Source organism: Acidobacteriota bacterium, from assembly GCA_016196035.1.
GTDB lineage: Bacteria > Acidobacteriota > Blastocatellia > RBC074 > RBC074 > JACPYM01.
The window spans coordinates 94,879-119,944 of sequence record JACPYM010000008.1 but is presented as its reverse complement, the minus strand read 5'-3'; the positions used below and the strand labels follow the sequence as shown (position 1 = coordinate 119,944).

The 25,066-nt window shown below is 59.2% G+C and carries 16 protein-coding genes, 1 tRNA gene and 1 pseudogene; 9 read left to right on the top strand and 9 right to left on the bottom strand.

All coding sequences use genetic code 11. The features are described 5' to 3' along the window. Positions 1–43 precede the first annotated feature (43 nt). The 4 genes from HY011_03565 to HY011_03550 all read right to left on the bottom strand — a co-directional run bounded on the left by HY011_03565 (position 44) and on the right by HY011_03550 (position 6,345). On the bottom strand, positions 44–3,136 hold the full coding sequence (locus HY011_03565; GenBank protein MBI3421991.1) for a hypothetical protein: 3,093 nt from the start codon (positions 3,134–3,136) through the stop codon (positions 44–46). A gap of 175 nt (positions 3,137–3,311) precedes the next feature. Continuing rightward, positions 3,312–3,644, bottom strand: coding sequence for a hypothetical protein (locus tag HY011_03560; protein MBI3421990.1), 333 nt, complete (start codon positions 3,642–3,644; stop codon positions 3,312–3,314). Beyond that, positions 3,628–3,876, bottom strand: coding sequence for a hypothetical protein (locus HY011_03555; GenBank protein ID MBI3421989.1), 249 nt, complete (start codon positions 3,874–3,876; stop codon positions 3,628–3,630). The genes HY011_03560 and HY011_03555 overlap by 17 nt, the downstream gene beginning before the upstream one ends. Positions 3,877–3,930: 54 nt before the next feature. Further along, on the bottom strand, positions 3,931–6,345 hold the full coding sequence (locus tag HY011_03550) for a beta-propeller fold lactonase family protein (GenBank protein MBI3421988.1): 2,415 nt from the start codon (positions 6,343–6,345) through the stop codon (positions 3,931–3,933). A gap of 421 nt (positions 6,346–6,766) precedes the next feature. Here HY011_03550 and HY011_03545 point away from each other — a divergent pair. Then, positions 6,767–6,850: transfer RNA gene (locus HY011_03545), tRNA-Leu, on the top strand. 171 nt (positions 6,851–7,021) lie between these two features. Then, positions 7,022–7,990, top strand: coding sequence for a quinone oxidoreductase (locus HY011_03540; GenBank protein MBI3421987.1), 969 nt, complete (start codon positions 7,022–7,024; stop codon positions 7,988–7,990). Between the two features lie 293 nt (positions 7,991–8,283). Here the strand turns inward: HY011_03540 and HY011_03535 are convergent, their stop codons facing one another. Continuing rightward, positions 8,284–9,081, bottom strand: coding sequence for a restriction endonuclease (locus HY011_03535; protein ID MBI3421986.1), 798 nt, complete (start codon positions 9,079–9,081; stop codon positions 8,284–8,286). A gap of 192 nt (positions 9,082–9,273) precedes the next feature. Between HY011_03535 and HY011_03530 the strand changes: the two genes are divergently transcribed. Beyond that, a complete protein-coding gene (locus HY011_03530) occupies positions 9,274–10,128 on the top strand; it encodes a restriction endonuclease (GenBank protein ID MBI3421985.1) in 855 nt (284 codons plus the stop codon). A 4-nt stretch (positions 10,129–10,132) separates the two neighbouring features. Continuing rightward, positions 10,133–10,540 carry a DNA mismatch endonuclease Vsr gene (gene vsr, locus HY011_03525; protein ID MBI3421984.1) on the top strand — a complete coding sequence of 136 codons (408 nt, stop codon included), beginning with the start codon at positions 10,133–10,135 and terminating at the stop codon, positions 10,538–10,540. Positions 10,541–10,782: 242 nt separating this feature from the next. On the opposite strand, the gene HY011_03520 is transcribed toward vsr, so the two are convergent. The 4 genes from HY011_03520 to HY011_03505 all read right to left on the bottom strand — a co-directional run bounded on the left by HY011_03520 (position 10,783) and on the right by HY011_03505 (position 16,301). Next, positions 10,783–11,109, bottom strand: coding sequence for an XRE family transcriptional regulator (locus HY011_03520; GenBank protein MBI3421983.1), 327 nt, complete (start codon positions 11,107–11,109; stop codon positions 10,783–10,785). Positions 11,110–11,114: 5 nt separating this feature from the next. Then, complete coding sequence (locus HY011_03515; GenBank protein ID MBI3421982.1) at positions 11,115–11,480, bottom strand: type II toxin-antitoxin system RelE/ParE family toxin; 366 nt, start codon at positions 11,478–11,480, stop codon at positions 11,115–11,117. A gap of 115 nt (positions 11,481–11,595) precedes the next feature. Beyond that, positions 11,596–13,629 (bottom strand): S9 family peptidase, encoded by a 2,034-nt coding sequence (locus HY011_03510; GenBank protein ID MBI3421981.1) that lies wholly within the window; start codon positions 13,627–13,629, stop codon positions 11,596–11,598. A gap of 158 nt (positions 13,630–13,787) precedes the next feature. Further along, on the bottom strand, positions 13,788–16,301 hold the full coding sequence (locus tag HY011_03505) for a protein kinase (protein MBI3421980.1): 2,514 nt from the start codon (positions 16,299–16,301) through the stop codon (positions 13,788–13,790). A gap of 345 nt (positions 16,302–16,646) precedes the next feature. Here HY011_03505 and HY011_03500 point away from each other — a divergent pair, with 345 nt between their 5' ends. From HY011_03500 to HY011_03480, 5 genes and pseudogenes are all read left to right on the top strand, one after another. Beyond that, positions 16,647–18,428 carry an SBBP repeat-containing protein gene (locus HY011_03500; protein MBI3421979.1) on the top strand — a complete coding sequence of 594 codons (1,782 nt, stop codon included), beginning with the start codon at positions 16,647–16,649 and terminating at the stop codon, positions 18,426–18,428. Continuing rightward, positions 18,350–18,754 (top strand): annotated as a pseudogene (locus HY011_03495) (SBBP repeat-containing protein). Before HY011_03500 ends, HY011_03495 begins: the two are co-directional and overlap by 79 nt. Positions 18,755–18,899: 145 nt before the next feature. After that, complete coding sequence (locus HY011_03490) at positions 18,900–20,609, top strand: SBBP repeat-containing protein (protein ID MBI3421978.1); 1,710 nt, start codon at positions 18,900–18,902, stop codon at positions 20,607–20,609. Then, positions 20,573–20,974 (top strand): hypothetical protein, encoded by a 402-nt coding sequence (locus HY011_03485; GenBank protein MBI3421977.1) that lies wholly within the window; start codon positions 20,573–20,575, stop codon positions 20,972–20,974. The genes HY011_03490 and HY011_03485 overlap by 37 nt, the downstream gene beginning before the upstream one ends. 27 nt (positions 20,975–21,001) lie before the next feature. Beyond that, on the top strand, positions 21,002–24,967 hold the full coding sequence (locus HY011_03480) for a DUF11 domain-containing protein (protein ID MBI3421976.1): 3,966 nt from the start codon (positions 21,002–21,004) through the stop codon (positions 24,965–24,967). Positions 24,968–25,066: the final 99 nt, after the last annotated feature.

The following is a 25,066-nucleotide window of genomic DNA, read 5'->3' as shown; positions in this document are numbered from 1 at the left end:
TGGCTTAAACAAGCCACCCAACCGCTGCCTTTGTATACGAAGTTTATTTCTCCGCCAGCTTCCGCCCCGCATTCAAACTGTCAAAATGCAGAATCGCATTGAATACCAGGAAGTAGCTGCCCTGCGTTTCGCCGCGCCAGAACGGATTGTTGGAAAAGAGCACGACGTGACCATTGCCGAACGGCACGTCCACCACGGCGGGGCGTTGCGCGATTTCGGTGCCCGCTTCGAGCAAACCTGACACCAGCAAATCGCGCGCGTCGGCATAGCGCAACACCACGCGCGGACGCGCCGCCGGCGGAATGACGCCCGTGGCGTTGCGCAACTGTTCATCGGTCAGCGGCAAGGCTTCCCACGGTTCGGCTTTGGGCGGTTCGGGAATCACATCGGGCGCGCGGTTCTGCACCACGTCCAGATCGTCAGGCGTGCCGCGACCGGTCAAACGGCCAGCCCCCTCGCCATCCGTGCGGCGGCCACTCCGGCCACCCACGGTATTGCTCAGCCCAAAGATCGGGCCGCTCGAACAGAAGATCGCCAGGTTGTCGTTGTAGCCATACGCAAGCGGGCTGGCCGCATCCACCAGCTTCGAACGCACGATGGTGCCCGTCGCGCGCAAGCGTTGCGGCGGCGTGATCGAAACACCCGGCGCAAAGCCGAACGTGACCGCAAAGTTCGCCGTGTCGTTCGCCGTAATCAACAAGCCACCGCGTTGCACGAAGGTCTGCAGGTTTTGCAACCCTGTCCAACCCAAGCCGGGCCGCATATCGTCGGTCTCATCGGTGCGCCCCAGGTTCGGCGTCAACTCGGTCTTTTTCCACGGTAGCGGATTGCCAAACATCGGCATGCCGCTGACGATTTGTTGCGGATTGGCGCGGCCCACCGGCGCGAAAACAATCACGTCATACTTGGCGTTCAGGTTCGCGTCCGCCGCCACGCCCTGCGTGCTGATGTAATCAAAGGGCACGCCGCGCCGATCGAATTCCAAACGCCACCAGCCTTCGTCCTGCGTGCTCAGCCAGGTGTGCATCAGCGCGACGCGCGCGGCTTTGACTGCGTGCGTTTTGACGTTTGGCGCTTCGGCCACGGCCATCACTTTTAAGCCGAACTCTTCTGCCGCTTTGCGCAAGTCAGCTTCATTCGCATTGCGGATGATGAACGAGCCGCGCCTAAATTTCAGATTTGAAATTTCGAAAGCCTCTTCAGCGGATTCAAACTGCGCGTCTTTGAAACGATAGCGCAAGGTCGCCAGCGAATTATCGGCGTTGTGGTTGACGACGAAGATGTTCCCCTTGCCGATCATGCCGCCCGGCGCTTTGACTTCGCCCTTGACCATTTCCATCGCGGCGTCGAGCACTTTGACATCGGTCACGCGCACGACCTGCACGTTGTTCAATTCGCCGAACGTCCACGCCGTGTCGTCGTAGATGTTGCGCTGCGGATCATTCGGCGACCAGTACTGATAATCCAACATCATATCGGCGATGCGGCTGTAGGGCTGATCCATGCGCACGATGTAACTGCCCGCCGCAAACTCGCGCGTCTCCGTTTCAGGCTTGGCGTCCTGCTTGGCCTCCTGCTTGGCCTCTTGTCCAGCGTTAGGCCCGCTGCCACCGCCATTGCCATCGTTAGTTGCCGCGCGGGTCTCAGGCGCGCCGTTGGGCCGCGCGGGTTTCTTTTTCGCGGGCAGGGTCACCGTGAATGCCGCCGTTGCTTGATGCACTTCGCAACCCTGCTTTTGCAACAGGCGCAGCAACTCGGCCTGGCCGCCCGCGCGCGGATCGCTCTTCGGGAAAACGTAAGCCGCCGGGCCGGCGGTCTTCGGCTTCAGAATCGAGTTCTTGCTCTTCAGATAAAAGTTGCGCAAGAAGTATTTGTCGTTCGCGCCGAAATGCGCGAGCGAGATGAGCAGCGCCGACTGTTGATAGTTGTTGTTGTTGCGCTGCGACCATTTGGCCTTGGGCAGCGGCGGATTCTGTTTGTACCAGGTGCGCGAATACTCATTCGGCGAGAGCGTGCGTTCGACGGTGTCGGCGCCGCCGTTGCCAAAGGTTTCGTACAAGCGGCTGATGCCATTGTGCGACGCGGCGATGAACATCAGATAGCTGGGCGACCAGGTGTCAAACGTGCCGTAGGTAAACACGCCCGGCATGCCCAGCTTCGTCATCTCGCCGACGTTGTTCCAGCCGATCATGTGCCATTCATTCGTCAAGATCGGATCAAGCCAGGCGTTGTAAGGCTCCGCGCCCACGGTGTTGTCGTAAAGATAGGCCACCGATTCGTGCAGGTCGTGCAGCACCTGCGCGCGCCAACTGGTGTAGGTGTTGAGCACGTTCTGCGTCAGCTTCAACGTCAACGACATCGAATCGCGATTGTTGTCGTGCGCGACGTAATGGCCCCAGTAAATCAGGTTCGGCCAGTTCTTGCCGGGGTTCGCCAAATGCCAGTTATAAACGTCCACCTGCCGGTCGCGCCCATCCACTTCGACGACCGGCGTAATCAGCGTGACGACCTTGTCGCGGATAGATTTTATGTACTCGCTCTCGTCCACCGTCAAGCGATAGGCCAGTTCCATCAGCGCCGTTGGCGAACCGGTTTCGGGCGAATGGATCGTGCCGGTCATGTAATAGACCGGCACCGTGTCGGCGATGATTTTGTCGGCTTCGTCGTCGTTGAGATTGATCGTGCGCGGGTCGGCCAGTTTGGCGAGTCGCGCGCGATTGGCTTCGAGCTTCGCCATGTTGGCTTCCGAAGAAACCGCGACGGCGATCATCTCGCGGCCCTCTTCGGTCGTGCCGATGGAAAAGACTTTGACGCGCTTGCTGGCCGCTTCCAGCATTCGCATGTAGCGGTAGACCTCGTGCGAATAAGGCAGCTTGCCCGGCGCGCCGGCCACATCGCCGAGCACGGCCTTGGGCGTCGGCACGGTTTTCGACGCGGGCAGATAATCGGTCAGCGGCGAATTGAAAAAGGGCGCGGTGGTGTACTCGCGGATCTTTTGCGTGTACTCCTCGTCAATCGCTTGTTGCGGGGCGCGGCCTGGTTTGAGCGTGACGGCGGTTTGGGCAAACGCAGCCCAGGTAAAAGTGAAAAGACAGATGCCTAGCAGGTAGATGCGGGTGAGTGAATGATTGGTCATACGAGTGTCCTTCAATGTTTGTTAGTGAGTTCAGGGAATCAGCCAGTTGACCTTCACCGTCGGCGCGTTATTCGCGGCTTGATTCACCATTCCCTGATCGAATGTCAAAAGCTCAGTTGGGCCGTGCTGCGCAAACTCTTCAGCCAGCGCAATGTAGAGGCCGTCCGCCGAGCGGCTACAGCCATAGCTTTGCCGGATGGCTTCGGCGCGCGGCCAACGAAAAATCCCCGCTGGGTGGCGGGGAAATGTCCGGCAGATATTTTTGCAGCAAGTTGAGCGCAAGCGCGTGCGAAGCGGCTGTTAATGCGCCGCTTTGTAATTTGCCGCAGAGGACATAAAGCGTCTCAGCCTGCAGCACGCCGGGCGCGTAAAAGAGCCAGCCCTGCACGTAGTAGTTGTTAAACGCCGTTTCCGCGCAGAGGAATTTGTCTTGCTCCTGTGCGCAAAGCGCAATCATGACATTGTCATCCAGCACAACCGCGCTGGTCGGCTTATTCGATTGGCTCATAGCCCCACATCGCTCCTGCCCGCGCCTCTCGCAACATGCGTTGGGAGTCCGAACCGTCCGTCATCGGCATTTCTTTTCGCAGTTCATCAATCTGGCGCAGCACTTCCAATCGCGCTTGAATTGATGATGGCGGCGTTTCCTCAACCACCGTCAACCGCACATGTTTGCCCGCAAACTCATCGGCGTGTGTGGCAACCTCTTCCCAAGTGCCTTCGAAAATTTGTTCGTCCAAACCGTTACCTCCACAAAAATCGCAGGCATTATACCCGCGCGGCATTTCACCGCGCTAACGCTTGCGCCTTGCGCTCCGGCGTTCCGCGCGCGCTTCTCGTTCGTCATCGTCATCACTCGCCACCGCGCGCACAAAGGCGCTGCGCACCGGCGCGGGCATCTGTGAATGTGCGCCGCGCACCGACTTCCAGATGATCTCGTTGAATTCGATGTCGGGCGCGGCGTCCTCCTTGCTGAAATCCAGTTGCGCCGAACGTTGCGCGCCGGGCGCGTTGGCCGGGTTGCGCTCGCTCAAATCCACACGCGCCGGCAATAGTTTGAAGGGTGTTAAGTCAGCCTTGTTGGTAAACGCGCTGAACATCGGCGGCGCGGCGGCGTCGTATTGGCTCATCGGTGGGATGCTCAGAATTAGTTCCATCGTGCGCAGCATGCCGGAACTGGTGTACATCGTCGAATCCACATAGCGGCGTTTGGTATACGCGCTGACGACGTATGCCGGCGAACGGTGCGCGTCCACGTGATCGGGGCCGTTTTGCGCGTCGTCCTCAAGGATGAAGATCGCTGTGTCCTTCCAATAGCGCGCGCTGTTGCTGACGGTCTCAACCAGCAACCCAACGGCTTGATCGTTTTCGGCGACGTAAGCGCGCGGCGACAAGGCCCCGGCCCGCGTGCCCTGCGTGTGATCGCCGCCGATGCGAATGATCTGGAATTGCGGCAGATTGCCGTTCTGTTCGTACTCGCGGAATTCTTGCGTCCAGGTTTTGATGCGGGTGATGTCAGGGATTTCCAAATCCCACGACGGGAAGGCCGGACTGAAGTGGCCTTGCAGCGCGTCTTCGTGCGTGTAGTTCTCTTTCTTTGGCGTGGTGTTCAGGGGCGCGCCTGTCTCGCCGCCGCCGCCCGGCTTGCCTTCGCGCGCATGCACGAATTCGCCGTAGCTGCGATAGCTCACCCCCGCCGCCTTGCAGTGATCCCAGATGTAGCCTTTGGTCGGGCGCGAGATTTTCTTTTCGCCCTCGTAATCGTAGCTGCGCCCGCGGCTGGAATAGTTGGTCGGCCAGGTCTTCTCGACGTAATCGGTCGCATAGGCCGCCGTTGACCAATTATGTCCGTCGGCGGAAACCTCGGCGTCCACATAAAAATTGTCGAAGAGCACGAAGTCGCGCGCGAGGGCATGCTGGTTGGGCGTCACGTCTTCGCCAAACAGGCACAAGCTGGCGTCGCCGTTGCCCTCTTTCATGTCGCCGAGCACTTGGTCGTAGGTGCGGTTTTCCTTGATGACATAAATCACGTGCTTAATCGGCGAAGCCTCGCCGATGCGCACGGGGATCGCCGTCTTCTCACGCGGCGCACGCGCGGCCTTGAGCAATTCGTCGGTGTAAGGCGAGTTGGCGTAAACCTGCCGCGTCATCTGTTTGAGTTGCGCGGGGCCGGGCACGTTGATCAACGAAACAGTGCCAGTGAGCAGGCTGCCGATGTATTGAATATCTTTGCGGTCGGCCCGCGACATCCCCGGTTTGGGCTGCGGGCCTTTGGGATTTGCTGCTGAGGCGACGCCTTTGCCATTGGCGACGAACAGCCGCCGGCCATCGCGGCTGACGCGCACCGAGGCCGGATACCAGCCGGTCGGCACAAAGCCTTTGACCGTGGCCGCGCCGCGCTTGCTCACATCCACAATCGCCACGTCGTTGTTATCGGCGTTGGCGATGTAAAGCGTGCGTTCATCGGGCGCGAGCGCGACCGCGTTGGGCGTGCTGCCCGCTGGCGATTTTGGATGCAGCGCGGTCGAGATGGCTTCGACCTCTTTCAACTGCGCGGTGTCAATCACCGAGACCGTGTTGCTGTTGGCGTTGGCGACATAGAGCGTCTTGCCGTTGCGCGTGATTTCCAGATCGTTCGGATGATCGCCGGTTTGAATGTTGCCCGCGACTTGGTTGGTCGCGGTGTCAATCACCGCCACGCTGCGCGCCCCCCAGTTGCTGACATACACGCGCTTGCCATCGGGCGCGAGCAAACAATCATACGGATATTCGCCCACACTGATTTTGGTCACGACCTGTTGCGTCGCCAGATCGATGACGGCGACTTTGTTGCTGAGATTCTCGGCGACATAAAGCCATTTGCCATCGGGCGTGACCGACATCCCGGCGGGGAAGGCGTATTCGCCCGCGCCCTTGCGCCGCGCTTCGGTGCGTTGGCGGTCGGTGAGGGCGTGGTACTCGTTGCTGCCCAAATTGATCTTGCCCGCTTCGGTCGCATGGCCTGCGGCAAAATCAAAGATCAGTATTTCGTTGTCATCGCCGCCCGAAACGAAAAAGCGTTTGCCGTCGGGCGCGAATTCCAAGCCGAGCCAGGATTTTTTGACGATGATGTTTTGCGTGCTCTGTCCGCTTTGCGCGTCAATGACATTGACCGTCTGATCGCCATTGCCATTGGTTGTCGTCAGCAGATAACGCCCGTCCTTGCTCAAGACCATATTCATCGGCAGATCGCTCACCGGGATTTGTTGCCCAGCGGGCGTCAGCGTCCAGCCATTCGGCAGCAGCGTGCCTTGCGCCGTAGGGCCGGGTAAGCGGCGCGCCGCCGATGGTTTTTTGGTTTGCGCCTGCACGGGCTTAGGCGGTGTGGGCGCCAGCAAACTAAAGAGGAATAGACAGGCAATGAACGGCAAGCAACGACGGGTCATAGCAGCTCCTGGTGCGTAAACGTTGTTGGATTGAGCGAAGTGCGTGAAAAGATAGTGCGAACGTTAAACCGATTGGCTGACATGGGCAAGTAAGCGCGGCTAAATTCTGCGTGAAGGCATGCCGGGTTGGCTGCTTGACCAAGCGGGAACCGGTACATATAATCGCCCCGCTTTTGATGCTTGCCATTGTTGCTTGAAAAGCTACGGGGACGTGGCGGAATTGGTAGACGCGCGGGTCTCAAAAACCCGTTACCTTACGGTAGTGTGGGTTCGATTCCCACCATCCCCATCTTCACTTTTCTTCCATTCACCTCCTTCATTTTCAATTCCGCAACTGATTTTACGGAGTCTCGCTGTGCCTTGAGCACGGACGGTTGTCAACGTGTAAAATCCCGGCGGCAGCATTGCAACCATTCAACTCCCCAAACGAACGAAGCGAACATCGCAGACAAGGAGCCTTATGAAAGCCATCGTCATTCACAACTGCGGCGGGCCAGAAGTTCTGAGCTACGAAGATACCGCCACACCCACCCCCCAAGCCGGGGAAGCCCTCGTCAAACTCGAAGCCATCGGCCTCAATTACATTGACGTCTATCACCGCACCGGTCTCTATCCGCTGCCGCGCCCCTTTATCCCTGGCATGGAAGCCGCAGGCGTCGTCGAAGCCCTCGGCGCAGGCGTCACCGACCTCGCCGTCGGTGATCGCGTTGCCTATGCCATGCAACCGGGCGCGTATGCCGAATACGCCGTCGTGCCAGCCTGGAAGCTGGTCAACGTCCCCGCTGGTGTCACATCCGCACAAGCCGCCGCCACGATGTTGCAAGGCATGACCGCGCATTACCTGGTCACGTCCGTCCACACGCTCAAAGCGGGCGAAACCGCGCTGATCCACGCGGCAGCGGGTGGCGTAGGCCTCTTGCTCATCCAACTCGCCAAACATTTCGGCGCCCGCGCCATCGGCACCGTCTCGACCGCCGCCAAAGCCGAACTCGCCCGCGCCGCCGGAGCCGACGACGTGATCCTTTACACCGAACAAGATTTTGAACAGGAAACGCGCCGCCTGACCGACGGGCACGGCGTGCAAGTCGTTTATGATTCCGTCGGGCGCGATACGTTTTTGAAAAGCCTCAACTGCCTCGCCCCGCGCGGCATGCTCGCGCTCTTCGGCCAATCCAGCGGCCCGGTCACGGCGTTTGATCCTGCGTTGCTCGCGCAAAAAGGTTCGCTGTTTCTGACGCGCCCCAGCCTCGCCCAATACGCCGCCACGCGCGCAGAATTGCTCTGGCGCGCGGGCGAGTTGTTCAATTGGATCGCGGCGGGCGAATTGAAGCTGCGGATTGAAAAGACCTTCCCGCTGGCCGACGCCGCCGAAGCGCAGCGGCAATTGGAAGGGCGGAAGACGACGGGGAAGGTGTTGTTGATCCCATAGAAGGAGTTGTGTTGCGGCTTGTAAAAGTTGCGCTGTCAGCCTCTTCCTATGATGCTGACCAACTGCAAATCCCAGTAATCAATTCGCAAGGAGAATGTCACACGACACAATGAAACGGCTGACTTCGATAGAGATTTGTGCGGGCGTGGCGCGCTTCGCGTTATCCGGTGCGCGAAGCTAGTGGGCACGAATAGCAACTGTGCTATGTCAACAACTTGGGGAATTCATGCGTATTATGTATGCCTTAACAGTCGTCTTGGTAACCGATGATAGGTGGTGAAGCGAATGCTAACCTAAATTGCCTTGAACCACTCTTCATCCACCACAATATTTTCTACAAGTTCGATTTTTACCCCAAGGGAAAGCTCTTTTAATTTCTCTGCGAGCTTCTCGCCATCAACGATGTCAATTGCAATTGCACCATCACGAGTTGCCTCTTTTACAGCATCGCGCGTGAAATAGCCGGTGGTGATGAAGAGACCTTTATCTGCACGCCCTTGCATAGCTCCTCGGAAATCTCGAATTTCACTAGCACTAACACTTCCACGATAACGCTTGCATTGGAAGACAACCCTGAAGCTAAGGATTCCATTGATTTTCGCAATGCCTTTCCCATCAATTCCGCCATCTCCTGTTCTGCCCGTTACTTCGACCTGCGCAAAGCCTGTCTCCCGAAGCATGCGCTGGACGAGCCGTTCGAATGCAGACGGAGAAAGTATTTCAACGAGACATTTGTTGATGCGTTCCCGCCAATCAACAGAGACGGCAGCTTTATCGGGGGTGGTTAATGCTACTCCGGTTTCATCTATAAATTCCTTTCCCGTCCTGGCCCATACACCACGCGCGGAGTTTTCTAAAACCCCAAGTTGTTTTAGGTAGGTTCTTACCCACGCAAGTTCGTATTCAAGTTGTGTTCTACCGTCCTCATTACCGCGCTTGGTGATATAGGGACGAGTCACAAGTTCATCGGGTATCCCGAGGATGGAAATCACCTTTTCGACAATTTCCTCGACAGAACCTGAACCGCCAAGCGATCTGATAGCTTCAACAGTTGGTCTCATCAACTCGTTTCTATGAGGTAGCGTATCCATATTGCAGTTCACTCCTCCGTAATTATCCTCAACACTCCGCAGGTTACCCGCCTTGCTCACGGCCTAGTTTCCATAATATCGTGACTTCCGATGCTTATGTATATGGCAGAAAGCTGTCAAATGCTGAGCCGCACAACTTAACGTCGGTTGCCTCACTGACAGTGAGCCGGATATTACGTAAAGGAGTTGTTCATGGATAGCGTTTTCGCAAGGGCAAGAAAACACTTTCACACGGCGTTACTATCGTCCGTGCTGAATGCGGATGCGCAGGGAGTCCCAACCAATGCCGACAGACATAGTCAGGCCAGCGTCGCTTTTGCCTCTGGAATTTTGAGCCGTGTCGGCTCGGGGATTGGGGAACTGCGATTGGCTGGGCAAACTTCGGGGCGGCAATTTGAAGGCGCTTGCAAACAATTCATTGAAGAGACCTATTTGCAATTAAAGCATCTCAGGCCAAGTGAATGGTCGGTTGAATCAGTCGGGACAAGAAATCGTTTGTTGATTGCACCGTTTGAACAATATGCGCACTTGATTGCCCTCTACCAAGCCGCCGAAGAAAACGCCGAACTTGCCGCCCTGCTGAGCAGCGATTACACGATCACGCCCGACATCATCATCTCGCGCCAGCCTGAAGATAATTTGACGCTCAACGCGCAAGGGGCGATTGTTGATGACCAGACTGCCTTGTGGGCAAGCTTGCGAAAGAGAAACAACGTCCGGCCTTTGCTGCATGCCAGCATCTCTTGCAAATGGACTATCCGTAGCGACCGCTCGCAAAACTCGCGCTCCGAAGCCTTGAACCTAATCCGCAACCGCAAAGGTCATCTACCGCACATCGCTGTGGTGACAGGCGAACCGCTGCCCGCCAGAATCGCCTCCATCGCGTTAGGCACAGGCGACATTGATTGCGTTTATCACTTTGCGTTGACTGAACTCGTTGAGACAGTGGAAAACTTAAACTCAGACTCGCTGGAATTACTGCAAATCATGATTGACGGTAAGCGGCTGAAAGATATTTCAGATTTGCCCCTTGATCTCGCCGTGTGACCAAGTGGATACGATTTCGCCTGAAAGACGCAGCGAAAATATGCGGCGCATCCGCAGCAAAGGCATGAAGCCTGAAATGGTTGTGCGCCGTCTCGTGCATAGTCTCGGCTATCGTTACCGGTTGCACGGCGGCAAGCTGCCAGGACGGCCCGACCTTGTTTTTGCCAAACGCCGCAAAGTGATCTTCGTGCATGGCTGCTTCTGGCATCAGCATCAAAACTGCGCCATCTCACGCCTGCCAAAATCGAATCAGGATTACTGGATTCCGAAAATGGAGCGGAATAAGGTGCGCGACGCAGAGCATCAAGTGCAGCTTAAAAAACTGGGTTGGAAGTGTTTGGCCGTGTGGGAATGCGAGACTGAGGATTTAGCCAAACTGACCGGCAAAGTACGACGCTTTCTTGAAGCGTGAACGCCTAAAAACAGGACGGAACCACGAAGGTTGATTGACCCACGTGGTTCCGCCTTGTTTGAATAACCGGTACATTGTCAATTCGCCCCGCTCGCCCCCGCCGCCTTCAACTCTCCCGTCTTCTCCCGCTTAATCCCCAAATGCGCATCGAACCATGCCAACTGCCGCGCGGTGAGGTCAATGATGTGATTGGGTTCCTGGATGCCGTGGCCTTCGCGGGATGGGCGACTATGCGCTCAGGTTCAAGCAGCCTTGCGCTCCTTGCGTAATGGGACAAAGCGAATTTCCAGCCGTTGATCGAGCGCGGCAGCAATACGGTTCAGCATCGCCAGCGAATGCCCTTCATACTCGGCGTTTTCCAGTCGGCAAATCACCGACGCAGTTGTGCCGATCAATTTCGCTAATTGCCGTTGCGAAAGCCCCGCCTTCTCACGTAAGGCAGTGATTTTGCGTGCAACCGAATCATTGGCGCGGGCTTCTTCCAACTCCGCCAACCGTTCCGGTTTGCCCGCGTAATAGCGGCGATGCAGGATTGCCAAGGCATCGGAAGTTTTCTTTTTTTCGGCCATCTCGTTTACTCCACATGCGTATGGCGGTCAGGATTCGCAATGAATTGCTGCTTCCGCTTGACCGCTAAATCAATTTCGCTGGGCGGCACAGCGCGCTCCTTCACAATGCCGTGCGAGAGCACTGCCGCAACATTGCCGTGAAAGAAATACAGGCTGCGGTAATTGATGCCTCCCAAGCCGATGCGCAGTTCATAAATCTGATCACGTAAGAAATCGGCCTCAGGGCGGCGCAGTTCATGGCCGAGTTGCGCCAATCGCTCCAATCGCACGCGGCATTTGCTTTGCGCTTTGGCTGGTAGCTCATCAAACCATTTCAAAAAAGGCGTGCTTCCGTCTTCGTCCTGAAAAATAACTACGTTGGTTTGCGGCATGAAGGGTTCCCTCCACTGGCTGGACATATTCGCATTATTGCGAACGCTGGGCAAGCTGAGGAAAGGCGGATTGGCGCAACTCTCAGCAATCCGCCTTTCGCCTCGTAAACGCAATTCACTTCATTCCGCTCGCTCCCGCCGCCTTCAACTCTCCCGCTTTCTCCCGCTTAATCCCCAAATGCGTATCGAACCATTCCAACTGCCGCGTGGTCAGGTCAATCACGTGGTTGGGTTCCTGAATGCCGTGGCCTTCGCGCGGGTAGCGGTAAAACACGACTTCGACGCCGCGTTTTTTGAGGGCGCGGTAATACTGTTCGCCTTGCTGGATGTTGACGCGCTGGTCGCGTTCGCCGTGGGTGATCATCAGCGGGGTTTTGACCTTGCTGACGTAGGTCATCGGCGACCAGCGGCGGTAATTTTCGGGCACCTCCCACGAATTGCCTTTGAAGCCGTATTCCATCAGGCCCGGAATGTCGCTCTGGCCGTGGAAGCTGTACCAGTCGCTGATGGCGGCGTGGCCGATGGCGGCTTTGAAGCGGTCGGTTTGCGAGACCGTCCAGAAGGTCATAAAGCCGCCGTAGCTGCCGCCCATCACGACGCATTTGTCGGCATCGGCGAGGCCGCGCGCGATCACAGCGTCTACGCCGGCCATGATGTCCTGGAAGTCTTTGCCACCCCAATCATTGAGATTGGCGACGGTGAATTTGTTGCCGTAACCCGTCGAGCCGCGTGGATTGGGCATCAGCACGGCGTAACCATTGGCCGCCCAAATCTGATTGCGCGCGTTGAAGGTATCGCTGAATTTGCCGTAAGGGCCGCCGTGGATTTGCAGGATGAGCGGATATTTCCTGCCCGCCTGATAGCCGAGCGGTTTGAGCAGCAACCCTTCGATGTCGAAATTGTCGGTGCCCTTCCACTTGATGACTTCGGTCTCGGCGATGGCGAAGTCGCTGATTTGCGGATTGACCTGCGTCAGTCGTTTGGCGTCGTTCTGGCCCAGCGTCGAAACCCAAATGTTGTCAGGCGTGCGGCTGTCGTTCAGCGTATACGCCAGGCGTTTGCCATCGGCGGAAAGATCGAATTGGCCGTAGTTGAGTTTGCCTGAAGTCACGTTGCTGACGGTTCCGCCTGCGACTGGCAAGCTGTAAACGTGATTGTACATGCCGACGCCGCTGCTGAAATAAAGCGTCTTGCCGTCGGGCGACCAGGTCAGACCGCTGCCTGCGGATTCGATAAAGCTCGCGGTCAGATTTTTGGGTGTGCCGCCGTTGACATCAATCAACATTACATCGGCCTTTGACGCCCACGAATCGGTGTTTGCGACATAAGCGATCCATTTGCCATCGGGCGACCATTGCGGATTGGCGTCGGCGGAGGGGTTGGTTGTGAGTTTGCGCGCCGCGCCGCCCGTTGCGGAAATCACAAAGATGTCGCTGTCGCGGTCATTGGAAATGTCGGTGAAGATGCTTTCTTGCGCGGCGGCTTTTGACGCGGCATAAGCGAGCCATTTGCCGTCGGGCGACCATTGCGGCGTCTGGACGGAGAATTCGCCTTCGGTCAGGCGTTTTTTGTCTTTGCTTTCGATGTTGATCGTCCAGAGGTGCGAATAATTCAAATCGCGGTCAACGGTGATCGTGTCGAACTTGTCTTTCTTCTTTTTCTCACGCGCCTCTTTGTCTTTGGGCGTATCGCGTGTAATGAAGGCGATCTGCTTGCTATCGGGCGACCAGCGGAAGCTTTGCACGCCGTTCTCTTCACTGGTCAGCTTTTCGGCTTCACCACCGTCGGCGGGAATGAGCCAGAGTTGCGCGCCCCCACTGTTATTAACGCTGCGGTCAGCCAGGAAGGCGATGCGCGTGCCATCGGGCGACCATTGCGGCGCGTTCTCGCCTTTTTCGCCGTTGGTCAGTTTGATGGTTTTGCTGCCGTCGGTCGTCACCAGATAGATGTGGCTGACGCGGCGGTCTTCTTTGCGATCCCATTCGCTGACGGTGTACGCGAGGCGTTTGCCGTCGGGCGAAAATTGCGGCGCGCCGAGGGTTTTCAGCGCGAGCGCGTCTTCGCTGGTGAAGTGTTTGTCACCGGTTGCGCTCGCCACGGCGACGAGCAGCGTCAAAACCAGGACGGGAATAAGCGCGAGTTTTTTCATACGAACCTTTCTTTGCGAAAGAGGAGGGGAGGCAGAATTTGCGCCTGCCTCCGAATTGGATTGGTGAAGGTGAACGGGAAACGGCTGGCAATCAATCACGCGCGTGTGATTGATTGCCAGTCTTTTGACTCAGATCAGGTTTCGATTGCGCCGCGCGTTTATGCCGACAATCCTACACGCCGAATCAATTCGGTAAAGCGCGCTGCGTGGCGCAAACTGTCGAAGATCGGCTCCGTCGGCAGATGCACCAGCATACAAACACGTTCTTCAAAGGCCAGTTCCAGCGCTTGCAACGCGGCCTCAGTGTGGCCCAGCCCGGCCTGCACCATGGCCAAAAAATAATGCGAGCCTTGTTGCGTTGGCAACAGCGCGGTGAGTTCGGCCAACACCGCTTCAGCCTCGGCGCGTTGTCCGGCCCGCGCGTAGGCATAACCCAACCCGCCGCGCAGCACCGTGCCTTCGCCGGAAATTTCCCAGGATTTCTGCAACAGGCTGATGGCTTCATCAAAGCGTTCTTGTTGAATGTGCACCAGCGCCAGGTAATAGAGCGCCTGCACGTGCGCCGGTTGCAATTCCAGCGCGCGTTGGCAATGGGTGGCGGCCTGTTCATAAGCGCGCGCCTGATAGGTGATCCAGCCTAGATTGGTGTTGATCACCAGCGACAACGGTTCCAGTTGGGCGGCGCGTTGCTGGTATTCCAGCGCTTCGTCCAAACGCCCCTGCGCCGCCAGATAGATCGAGGCGTACCAGTGCGGGGCCATTGCGTATGTTGGATTCAATTCCATAGCGCGCTTGAATTCGCGTTCAGATGCAGGCCAATCCCAATCAAACCAGGCGTGCAGCGCGCCCAGCGAGGCATGCGCTTCGGCCAAGGTGTGGTCGAGTTGCAGCGCGCGCAATATCAATTGTTTGGCCTGGGGCATCACCATGCGCGGCGGCATTGCGCCGTAAGCGCCCAGGATCATGAAACAATCCGCCAGCCCGACGTGCGCGGGCGCATAGGTAGGGTCGAGCGCAATCGCTTGTTGAAAGGCGGCGATGGCTTGGCGCAAACCGGCGGCAGAGCGTTGCTGCCAATAATAGCGGCCTTGCAAAAACGCGCGATAGGCCGCCGGATTTTCGGTGTAACGCCGCGCCACCTGGGCCTGCTCGGCTTCGTTCAAACGCAGTCGCAGGTTTTGGCAAAGCTCTTGGGCGATTTCCTGTTCGAGGGCAAAGACGTCGGCCAGCGCGCGTTGATATTGCCCGCCCCAGATTTGCGAACCGTCGGCAGTGCTGACCAATTCAGCTTTGATGACCAGCCGTTCGCTGAATTGATGCAAGCGTCCGGCAAAGACTGCGCTCACGCCCAGTTCGCGCCCGACCGTCAACGGATCGTGTTCCTGGCCGCGATAGCGCGCCATCGTACTCCACGCCATCACGCGCAATTGCGGCAAGCGCGCCAGATTGCGAATCAAACTTTCGGGGATGCCTTCGCTCAAGTAACCGGCATCGTCACTGCCGCTGGAACTGGCGCTGGCATTGACAAAGGGCAGCACGGCCAACGAATCAAACGCCCGCGCCCCGCGTCGCCCGCTGGCACGACCGGATGCGCCCGATGAATCGCCAGCGGGCGCGGAACCGCTGCGTCCGGCTTTCCTGCCGCCCGACGAATCAACGGGCGTTTCCTCTAACGGTTCTGTCTCAAGGGCGACGCGGCCCGTCGGGCTATCGCCTGCGCCGCTCGTCGCGCGCCGCCAACTGCGTTGCACGCACTTCAACTCAGTCAGCAATTCCGCCGCCGTTTGATACCGCTCATGGCGCTCTTTGGCCAGCGCCTTGGCCAGCCAGGCTTCCACCTCAGCGTTGATTTCAGGGGCGTAGCGTTTGAGCGGTTGGGGCTGGCGATCCAACAAGGCCACCATCACATCGCCGGTCGTCGGCCCATCAAACGGTGGCCGCCCGGTCAGCATTTCATAAAACACGATGCCCAGGCTGAACAGATCGCTGCGCGCGTCTACCTTTTGCCCGCGCGCCTGTTCGGGCGACATATAGCGCAGCGTACCCAGAATCAATCCCGGCGTCGTTTCGGCCAAGCCTTCACGTTTGGCTTTTTGGGACGCGTCGAATTGTGTGGCAAAGGGATCGGCAAACGGCGCTTCCGCTTCTTCGGCCTGCGTCACGGCCATATCTTGCGGGACGGCGCGGGTAAACCAGAGCGGCTCTGACAGCTTGGCCAGGCCGAAATCGAGCAGCTTCAAATAACCGTCTTCGTGTTGCATCAGGTTCTCTGGCTTGATGTCCCGATGCACGATGCCCGCCTGGTGCAAGGCGTCCAGCGCACTCGCCACTTGCGCGATCAGCTCCAGCGCCTCTTCTACACGCAAACGGCCTTCGGCCAAACGCGCTTTGAGCGTGCGCCCCTTGATGTATTCGGTGACGATGAAATGCAGCCCCTCCACCGCGCCGACTTCGTAGATGGTCATGATGTGCGGATGGCTCAGACGGCTGGCGGCGTGCGCTTCCTGCTCAAAACGGCGCAGGCGTTCTTTGTCTTGCGTGAATTTGGGCGGCAGCAATTTGAGCGCGACCTGCCGCCCCAGTTGCTGGTCTTCGGCGAGATACACCTCGCCCATGCCGCCCGCGCCGATTTGGCGGATGATGCGATAGTGGGAAAGCTGTTCGGGAATCATCTTCGAGTTATTCTCAGGCTACTTCGCCGGTCATTGTCGCGCAGACAGGCGCCAGGGATCATCGTCGTCCGGACGGCGCGGATTGTACCCTCAGTGCGCAGGTTTTGGCTCATCCAACTAGGCGGGATACAAAAATTCTGGTTCCCGCCGTTCATAGAAAATTTTCGCCGCGCTGATAGGTCTCGGCCAAATTTCTCGTTTCTCTTGATGGAAGCCCTCGCAAGCGGGTCTGCCAATTCGCCGCAAATCACTTGCTGTTAACCAAATTTGTACGTGCTCGGCAAAGAGAGTCACGGGGGCGGCGGCGCGCGCGTTGCCGCCTCCCGTCGGCTCGAAAGGGGATTTATGAAACCGCAAAACAATCATCGCATCGTTTGGCTGAGTTTGACGCTCGCGCTCGCCGTGTTGACGACGTTTTTCTGCCACAACTGGAACCGGTTCGGAGCGCCAGCCATGTTCACGCGCAAAAATGCCAGCGTCCCACTCTCCCCCGCTGCGCCGAAAACAGGTGACGCCCTAACTGCGCAAGTTGGGCAGCCTGGCGCGCAGATCGCAAAAAAGGTAACAGCAACCAGGGCCTTTGACGGGCTGCCCCTTTACTTTATCGAAAACCGTGGACAGTTGGACGCGCGCGTCGCGTATTACCTGCAAGGCCGCGAGACCTCGCTTTACTTCACCCACACAGGCCTCACCTTTGCGCTGAGCGGCGCAACGAAATTACAACCGGCGTCTTTCAACGCGGCTCACCCGCCAGCCGCCGTGCAACCTTGGGCGTTGAAGCTCGATTTTGTGGGTGCTGATCCGGCGGCGCGTCCCGTGGGGCAAGAGACGACTCCGGCGGCAATCAGCCATTTTGACGGCCCGCGCCAGCACTGGCAGGCCGGGTTGAAAACCTATGCGCGGATTGTCTATCGCAACCTCTGGCCGGGAATTGATTTGGTCTATGCGGGCACGGTCAACCGCTTGAAGTACGAATTCGTGGTGAATCCGGGCGCCAATCCCAGCCGGATTCAATTGGCCTATCGAGGCGCTGCGGCGGTCGAAGTCAATCCGGCGGGGCAGCTTGAAATCCGCACGCCGGCCGGTGGATTCCGCGATGAACGTCCGCTGGCCTATCAGGTTCAGGATGGCCGGCGTGTGGAAGTCGCCTCGGCGTATGCATTGCAAACTGCCGCGAGCGGGCGCGCGCAGGCTTATGGATTCAGTCTTGGCGCGTATGACCGCAACCAGCCGCTGGTGATTGATCCGGCAGTGCTGGTTTACTCCGGTTTGCTCGGCAGCACGGGGAATGAAGCGGGCAACGGCATCACGGTGGACAGCGCAGGCAACGTTTACGTCACAGGCACGGTCGGTTCATCCGCCGCTAGTTTTCCCGCCGCTGAAGGCCCCATGCAAAACGAAGGCGGCAACTCTGCCGCTTTCGTCGCCAAGCTGGGCGCGGATGGCAAGTCGCTTTTTTATGCCAGCTATCTGGGCGGCAAAGGCGAAAGCGCCGGGCAGGCCATCGCGGTGGATGCACGGGGCAATGCTTATGTGACAGGGCGAACGGCCGCGACTTCTTTCCCCACCATCAACGCGCCACAAAGCAAACTGGGCGGCGGGAAAGACGCTTTCGTCGCGGCCCTGGACGCGACCGGTTCAAAGCTCGTTTATTCGACTTACCTGGGCGGCGCGGGAACTGACGATGTTCGCGCCGTCGCGCTGGATGCCAGCGGCGCTTTGTATTTGGTGGGCAATACAGAAGGAGGCTTGCCGCTCGCGCCCGATTCGTTACGGCCCGCATACGGCGGCGGCGCGCACGATGCTTTTGTGATGAAGCTGCGCCCGCTGGCGGCGCGCGGCGCTGATTCGATTGTCTATTCCACCTATCTCGGCGGCAGCGGCGATGATCTGGCCACGAGCCTTGCAGTGGATGCCGAAGGCCAGGCTTACGTGACGGGCCAAACCAGTTCACCCGATTTCCCCTTAGCCAAGGCGTTCCGCTCGATACTTGAAGGGCAGACAGAAGCCTTTGTCGTGAAGCTGAATCAAGCCGGTTCGGCGCTGTTTATGCGACATTCCTTGGCGGCGCAGGAGCCGACGAAGGCTGCGGCATTGCGGTGGATGCGGCAGGCAACGCGTATCTGACGGGCGTGACCGATTCACCCGATCTCCCAGTCACCAACGCGCTGCAAGCCAAACCGGGCGGCGGCAGCGATGTTTTCATCGCCAAGCTGAACGGCGACGGCTCCACGTTGACCTACGCCACATATTTCGGCGGCAGCGGCGACGAGCGCAGCTTTGGCATCGCCCTGGATTACGCCAACCGCGCCAGTGTGATCGGACGGACGAATTCACAGGACATGCCCACGGCCAATTCGTTGCAGCAGCATTTCGGCGGCGGCGCGTCAGACGCTTTTGTGGCGAAGCTGGGCTTTGCACAAAAAGTCCCGTTTGCACAAAAAGTCGAGTGATTGCGTAGAAGCGCGCGCAAATCCAAATGACTTATCGCCGCTTGCACAAAAAGTCGAGTGATTGCGTAGAAGCGCGCGCAAATCCAAATGACTTATCGCCGCTTTTTTTCAACCTGCACAAAAAGTCCGTCATTTTTAGAGGTTTTTGTGCAAAGCCGCGAAGCTGAACGAAGCGGGTTCCGCGCTCTCCTTCTCGACGTACCTCGGCGGCAGCGGCGACGACGAAGCGCGCGCGCTCGCCATTGACGCGGCAGGCATGCTGTATCTGACCGGCGCGACCAACTCCACCGATTTCCCGACGACCAAATCAGCCCGCTCAGCGCCGAACGGCGGGACGGATGCATTCGTCGCCAAGATTGATGCGGCGTCCAGCGCCGAAGCCGCCACGCTCACCTGTGCGGGAACCAAAACCTGGCTTGCGGGCAGCGGCACGTGGCAGACGGCGGCCAATTGGAGCGGCGGCACACTGCCGGTTTCAACCGATGACGTGTGCATCCCGTCAGGCGTCACCGTCACGCTCTCGTCGGGCACATACACGATCAACAGCCTCGGCAGCAACGGTAGTTTGGTCTTTTCAGCCGGCGGGCTGACCGTCACGAACAGTTTCAACAGCGATGGCGCGGTGACGCTCAACGGCGGCACGCTGACGCTCAACAATACGTCAATCATCAACAATACATTCACGCTCAGCAGCGGAACACTCGCGGGCACAGGCGGACTGGCTGTCGCCGGTCTGACGACGTGGAGCGGGGGAACGATGAGCGGTTCAGGTGTAACCGATGCCACAGGCGGGCTCGTCTTGAGCGGCGGTGGGAAAAGCCTCAGCGGCCGAACGCTCAATAATGTGGGGCTGGCAACCTGGACGGCAGGGGATCTGAACTTCGGCAGTTCGGCGGTTCTCAATAATCTGGTCGGCGCGACCTTCGATGCGCAGAACAACCTGAATATGCTTGGCGGGGGGAATGGGACATTCAATAACGCGGGTCTGTTCAAGAAATCCACCGGCACCGGCACGACCGGTGTATTTGTCACTTTCAACAATACCGGCAGCGTGCAATTGCTGAGCGGCACGCTGAGCTTCGCTGGGGGCACGCATACCGGGCCATTCACCGGCTCCGCGGGGACAGTGTTTGACTTTACTCCCTCTGGCTCCGCCAGCACGAGTACGTTTAACGCCGGAGCAGATATTACCGCCCCGGCGGTAACCTTCACCGGCGGCACGGCCAATCTCGGGAGCACGTACAACGTCACGAATAGCACGACGTTGAACGCCACGGGCGGGGGCGGGACTCCGACCGTGAACTTCAACGGCACGATCACCAATTTTGGCAGCACCTTCACGGCCAACGCCGGAACAGCGAACGTCAGTTCCAATCCGGCGACCGCACCGACAACATTCAATGTGACAGGCAGCAAGGTAAACCTGAATTTCAATGGGGCAATGTCAGTTGGCACCTCAAATATCGCCTACAATTCGAGCACGAATTACGCCGGAGAATTGACCGGGCCTGCCACACTCAACATTTCCGGTCTGTTGACTTGGACAGCCGGAACGATGAGTGGCACGGGCGTGACCAATGCCAACGGCGGAATGAGCCTTAGCGGTGGCAGCCGGACGCTCAGTAGTCGCATGCTCAACAACGCGGGTACGGCGACTTGGACGGCGGGCGATGTCAACTTCAGCGGCGCGGCGGTCATCAACAACCAGGCGGGCGCGACCTTCGACGCGCAAGGCAATCAGTTGCTCAATGGAACGTCCACAGGGACGTTCAACAATGCAGGGCTGTTCAAGAAGTCATTCGACACCAGCACGACAGGGTGTGTGGCATCGTTTTCAAAAACACCGGCACCGTGAGCGCGCAAACCGGGACACTGCAATTTACCGGTAGTGTCACTCAAACCGCAGGCGCCACGAGTCTCGCCGGCGGTACGATCACCAGCACCAACACCTTCAATCTGCAAGGCGGAGGCCTGACCGGTACCGGCACCATCACGGCCAACGTGTCCAACACGGGAGGCAGCGTCAGTCCAAGCAAAGACACCGCGCCAACCGGGCCGACTGGCGTCCTCAGTATCACCGGCAATTTCACCCAAACCGCAGCGGGCACGCTCAACCTTGATCTTGGCGGAACCAGCGCGGGCAGCGGGTTCGATCAGTTCAACGTCTCCGGCACGGCGACGTTGAATGGCGTGCTCAATGTCACGACGCTCGCCGGGTAAACACCGAATGGGGGCGACGCCTTCAAGGTGTTGACCTACACCACGCGCAGCGGCAGTTTTGCGGCGATCAATTATCTGAACAAGCCGGATTACCGCAACTATCAGGCGAACTACAATCCGGCGGATTTGACGCTGGTGACGCAGGCGATCCCAGTGGCGGATCTGTCGCTCACCAAGAGTGACGCGCCCGACCCCGCGCCGGTGGGCGGCAATCTGACGTACACGCTTAACGTCGCCAACAGCGGCCCCAATGCGGCAACCAATGTTAGTGTGAGCGATGCGCTGCCGTCGGGCCTGAGCTTCGTTTCGGCTGCGGCCAGCCAGGGCACGTGCAGCGGGACGAGCACGGTCACGTGCAATCTCGGCACGCTCAACAACGGCGGCACGGCCACGGTGACGATCATCGTTCAACCGACATTGGCGCTGGCCGGAACCAGCGTCAGCAACACGGCGAGCGTGACGGCGACCGAGATTGACTCCAACACCGCCAACAACGCGGCTACGGCGACGACAACGGTCATTCACAGCGCCGATCTCGCGCTGACCATGTCCGATGCGCCCGACCCTGTGTTCGCGGGCGACGATCTGACTTACACGCTGGTCGTAAGCAACAACGGCCCTTCCAGCGCGCCCGGCGTCACCCTCAGCGACACACTGCCGCCGGGCACATTCGTCTCGGCCTCGGCAGGCTGTAGCCAGGCGTTCGGCACAGTCACGTGCAACCTGGGCACGCTGGCGAGCGCGGCCAACGCGACCATCACAATCGTGCTGCGACCAACAGGAAGCGGGGCGATCAACAATACGGCCAGCGTGACGAGCGCGGTCTTTGATCCGAACACCGCTAACAACGCCGCCACGCAGAGCACAGCGGTCAATCCGAAAGCTGATCTGTCCATCACCAAGACCGACGCGCCTGACCCGGTGCTGGTGGGCGGCAATCTGACGTACACCATTCGCGTCACGAACAACGGCCCTTCGCCAGCCACGGGCGTGACTGTCGCCGACACCTTGCCAGCGGGCGTGAACTTTGTTTCGGCTTCGGCTGCCTGCAGCGGAACGAGTACGATCACTTGTAATCTGGGCACGCTCGCCATCAATCAAGCGGCAGGAGTCACCATCATCGTCATCCCTACGGCGGCGGCAGTGCCCGCCACCAGCAACACCGCGAGCGTCACGAGCGACATCTTCGATCCCAACACCGCCAACAACACGGCGACGCAAACCACCACGGTCAACGCCGTGACCGACCTGGTAATCGCGCTGGCCGACGCACCCGATCCGGTGCTGGTGGGAGACAATCTGACCTATACGGCCAGCGTGACCAACAATGGCCCAGCGGACGCGACGGGCGTGACGATAACCGATCACTTGCCATCCACCGTGACGGTTAGCTCGGCTGCGGCAACCAGCGGAAGCTGTACGCAAACGAGCGGCACGGTCATTTGCAACGTTGGCGCACTGTCCAACGGGGCTTCCGCAACGATCACCATCGTCGTCACCCCCAACGCATCCGCAGCGGGAACTCTCAACAACATCGCCAGCGTGACGGGCGCTGAGACCGATCCCACGCCCGGCAACAATTCAACCACGGCGAGCACGACGGTCAATCCGAAAGCCGAGTTGTCCATCACGAAAACCGATCTGCCCGACCCGGTGTTTGTGGGCAGCCCGCTGACTTATGAGATCAGAGCCACTAACAACGGCCCGTCGCCAGCCACCGGCGTAGTTGTGACCGACACGCTGCCTGCGGCGGTCACCTTTGACGTAGCCTCATTTGCCATTGGCGCCACAGGGCAAAGTTGCGGCTACAATGGCGAAACGCGAACGGTCACGTGCAACATCGGCAATCTTGCCAATGGCGTCACCGCGAATGTAACCATCGTGGTGATCCCTGAGGCCGCAGCCGTGCCTTCGATTACCAACACAGCCAGTGTGACGGGCAACCAAACCGACCCCAACGCGGCGAACAACTCGGCGACCGCCGTCACCACAGTGCTGCCGCGCGCCGATCTGTCAATCACGAAATCCGCTTCGCCCAATCCGGTGACGGTCTTCAATTCGTTGACCTACACACTCGCCGCCACCAACAACGGCCCTTCGCCAGCGACGGGAGTAACCATCACCGATCAACTGCCGGCAAGTGTGAGCTTCGTTTCTGCTTCTCTGGGTTGCAGTCAGGCAGGCGGCCTCGTGACCTGCGCTGCCGGTTCTTTGAGCAACGGCGCGACGGCCAGCTTTACGCTTGTCGTCACGCCTACGACAGGCGGGACGATCAGCAACACGGCCAGTGTGGCGGGCAACGAGTTTGACCCGAACACAGCCAATAACACGGCGACGGCCAGCGCCACTGTGAATGCAGCGGCGGATTTGGCGCTCACCAATACGGCCACGCCAGACCCTGTGTTGACGGGCGCGCAACTCACCTACACGCTGGTGGTGACCAACCACGGGCCGGGCCTTGCCGCGTCAGTTCTAGTGACTGACAACTTGCCGAATGCGCTGACGTTCATCAGTTGCGCCACCACGGGCGGCGGCGTATGCGGCGGTTCAGGCGCCAATCGCACCGTCTCGTTCGCGTCGCTGGAGGCGGGGGCGGCGGCAACCATCACCATCGCCGCGCAGGTCAATTGTTCGGTGAGTAACGGAACCGTGCTCAACAACACGGCCACAGTCAGTTCGGCCACGCCCGACACGCTGACCGGCAACAACGCGGCGACGGCCTTGATTACAGCGTCTGATCCGCCCCCAACCATCACCGCGCCCGCGCCAGTGAGCATAACCACCAGCGCAAGCGCCACCGTCTGCGGCGTTGTAGTCAGCGAAGCGCAGCTCGGCGCGGCAACGGCCAGTGACAACTGCGGCGGCGCAACCATCACGCGCAGTGGCGTGCCAGCAGGCAATCTCTTCCCCGTCGGCACGACCACCATCACTTACACGGCGAACGATGGGAATGGCAATACGGCCACCGCGACGCAAACTGTGACCGTCGTTGACAACACACCGCCCGTGCTTGCGTGCCCGGCCAATCTCAGCGTCGCGGGCAACCTTGCCGGTCTGTGCGGCGCGACGGTGAGTCCGGGCGCGGCGACCGCGAGTGACAATTGCGCTGGCGTGTCTGTGGCCGGCGTGCGCAGCGATGGGCAGGCGCTCAATGCCGCGTATCCGCTCGGCACGACGACCATCACGTGGACAGCAACGGATGCGGCGGGCAATCGCGCTTCGTGCCAGCAACAGATCACCGTCACGAATCCGGCTCCGGCAGTCACACTCACCGGCTCGGCGACTGGCGCGGTTTACCCCGTGAATACGCCTGTCAACTTCACTGGCAGCTTTACCGACAACGCAGGCGGCACGCACACGGCCACCTGGACGGTTGACGCGCTCGCGCAAGCAGGCACGGTCAACGAAGCGACCGGCGCAATCACCGGCAGCTTCACCTTCACAGAAGCGGGCGTTTACAAAGTCACGCTGACGGTGACGGATGGTTGCGGCGGCACAGGGTCGGCCAGCACGATTGACGGGCTTGACCTGTTGGTTGTGATTTATGACCCGAACGGCGGCTGGGTGACGGGCGGCGGTTGGATCAATTCACCCGCCGGTGCGTATGTGCCGAATCCGGCGCTGACCGGCAAGGCCAACTTCGGCTTCGTCTCGAAGTACCAGAACGGCCAGACCGTCCCGACGGGCAACACCGAGTTCCAGTTCAAGGCGGGCAATCTGAACTTCAGCAGCACGAGCTATGAATGGATGGTCATCAGCGGCGCGCGCGCCCAATACAAAGGCGCGGGCACCATCAACGGCGCGGGCGATTACCGCTTCATGCTCACGGCGATTGACGGGCAGGAACCAGGCGGGGGCGGTGCGGACAAGTTCCGCATTCGCATCTGGAACAACAACGGGGGCGGGCTGGTTTACGACAACCAGATGAATGCGCCTGACAGTGCTGACCTGACCACGGTGCTGGGCGGCGGCAGCATCGTTATCCACCGTTAGGTACCGTTAGGCGGCGGTTGAGCAAAGCGCGCTCGCGTTCCCACAGGCGCGGGCGCGCTGTTTGATAGGCTCTTTCAACTGACCTCCGGCGCGGCTGTT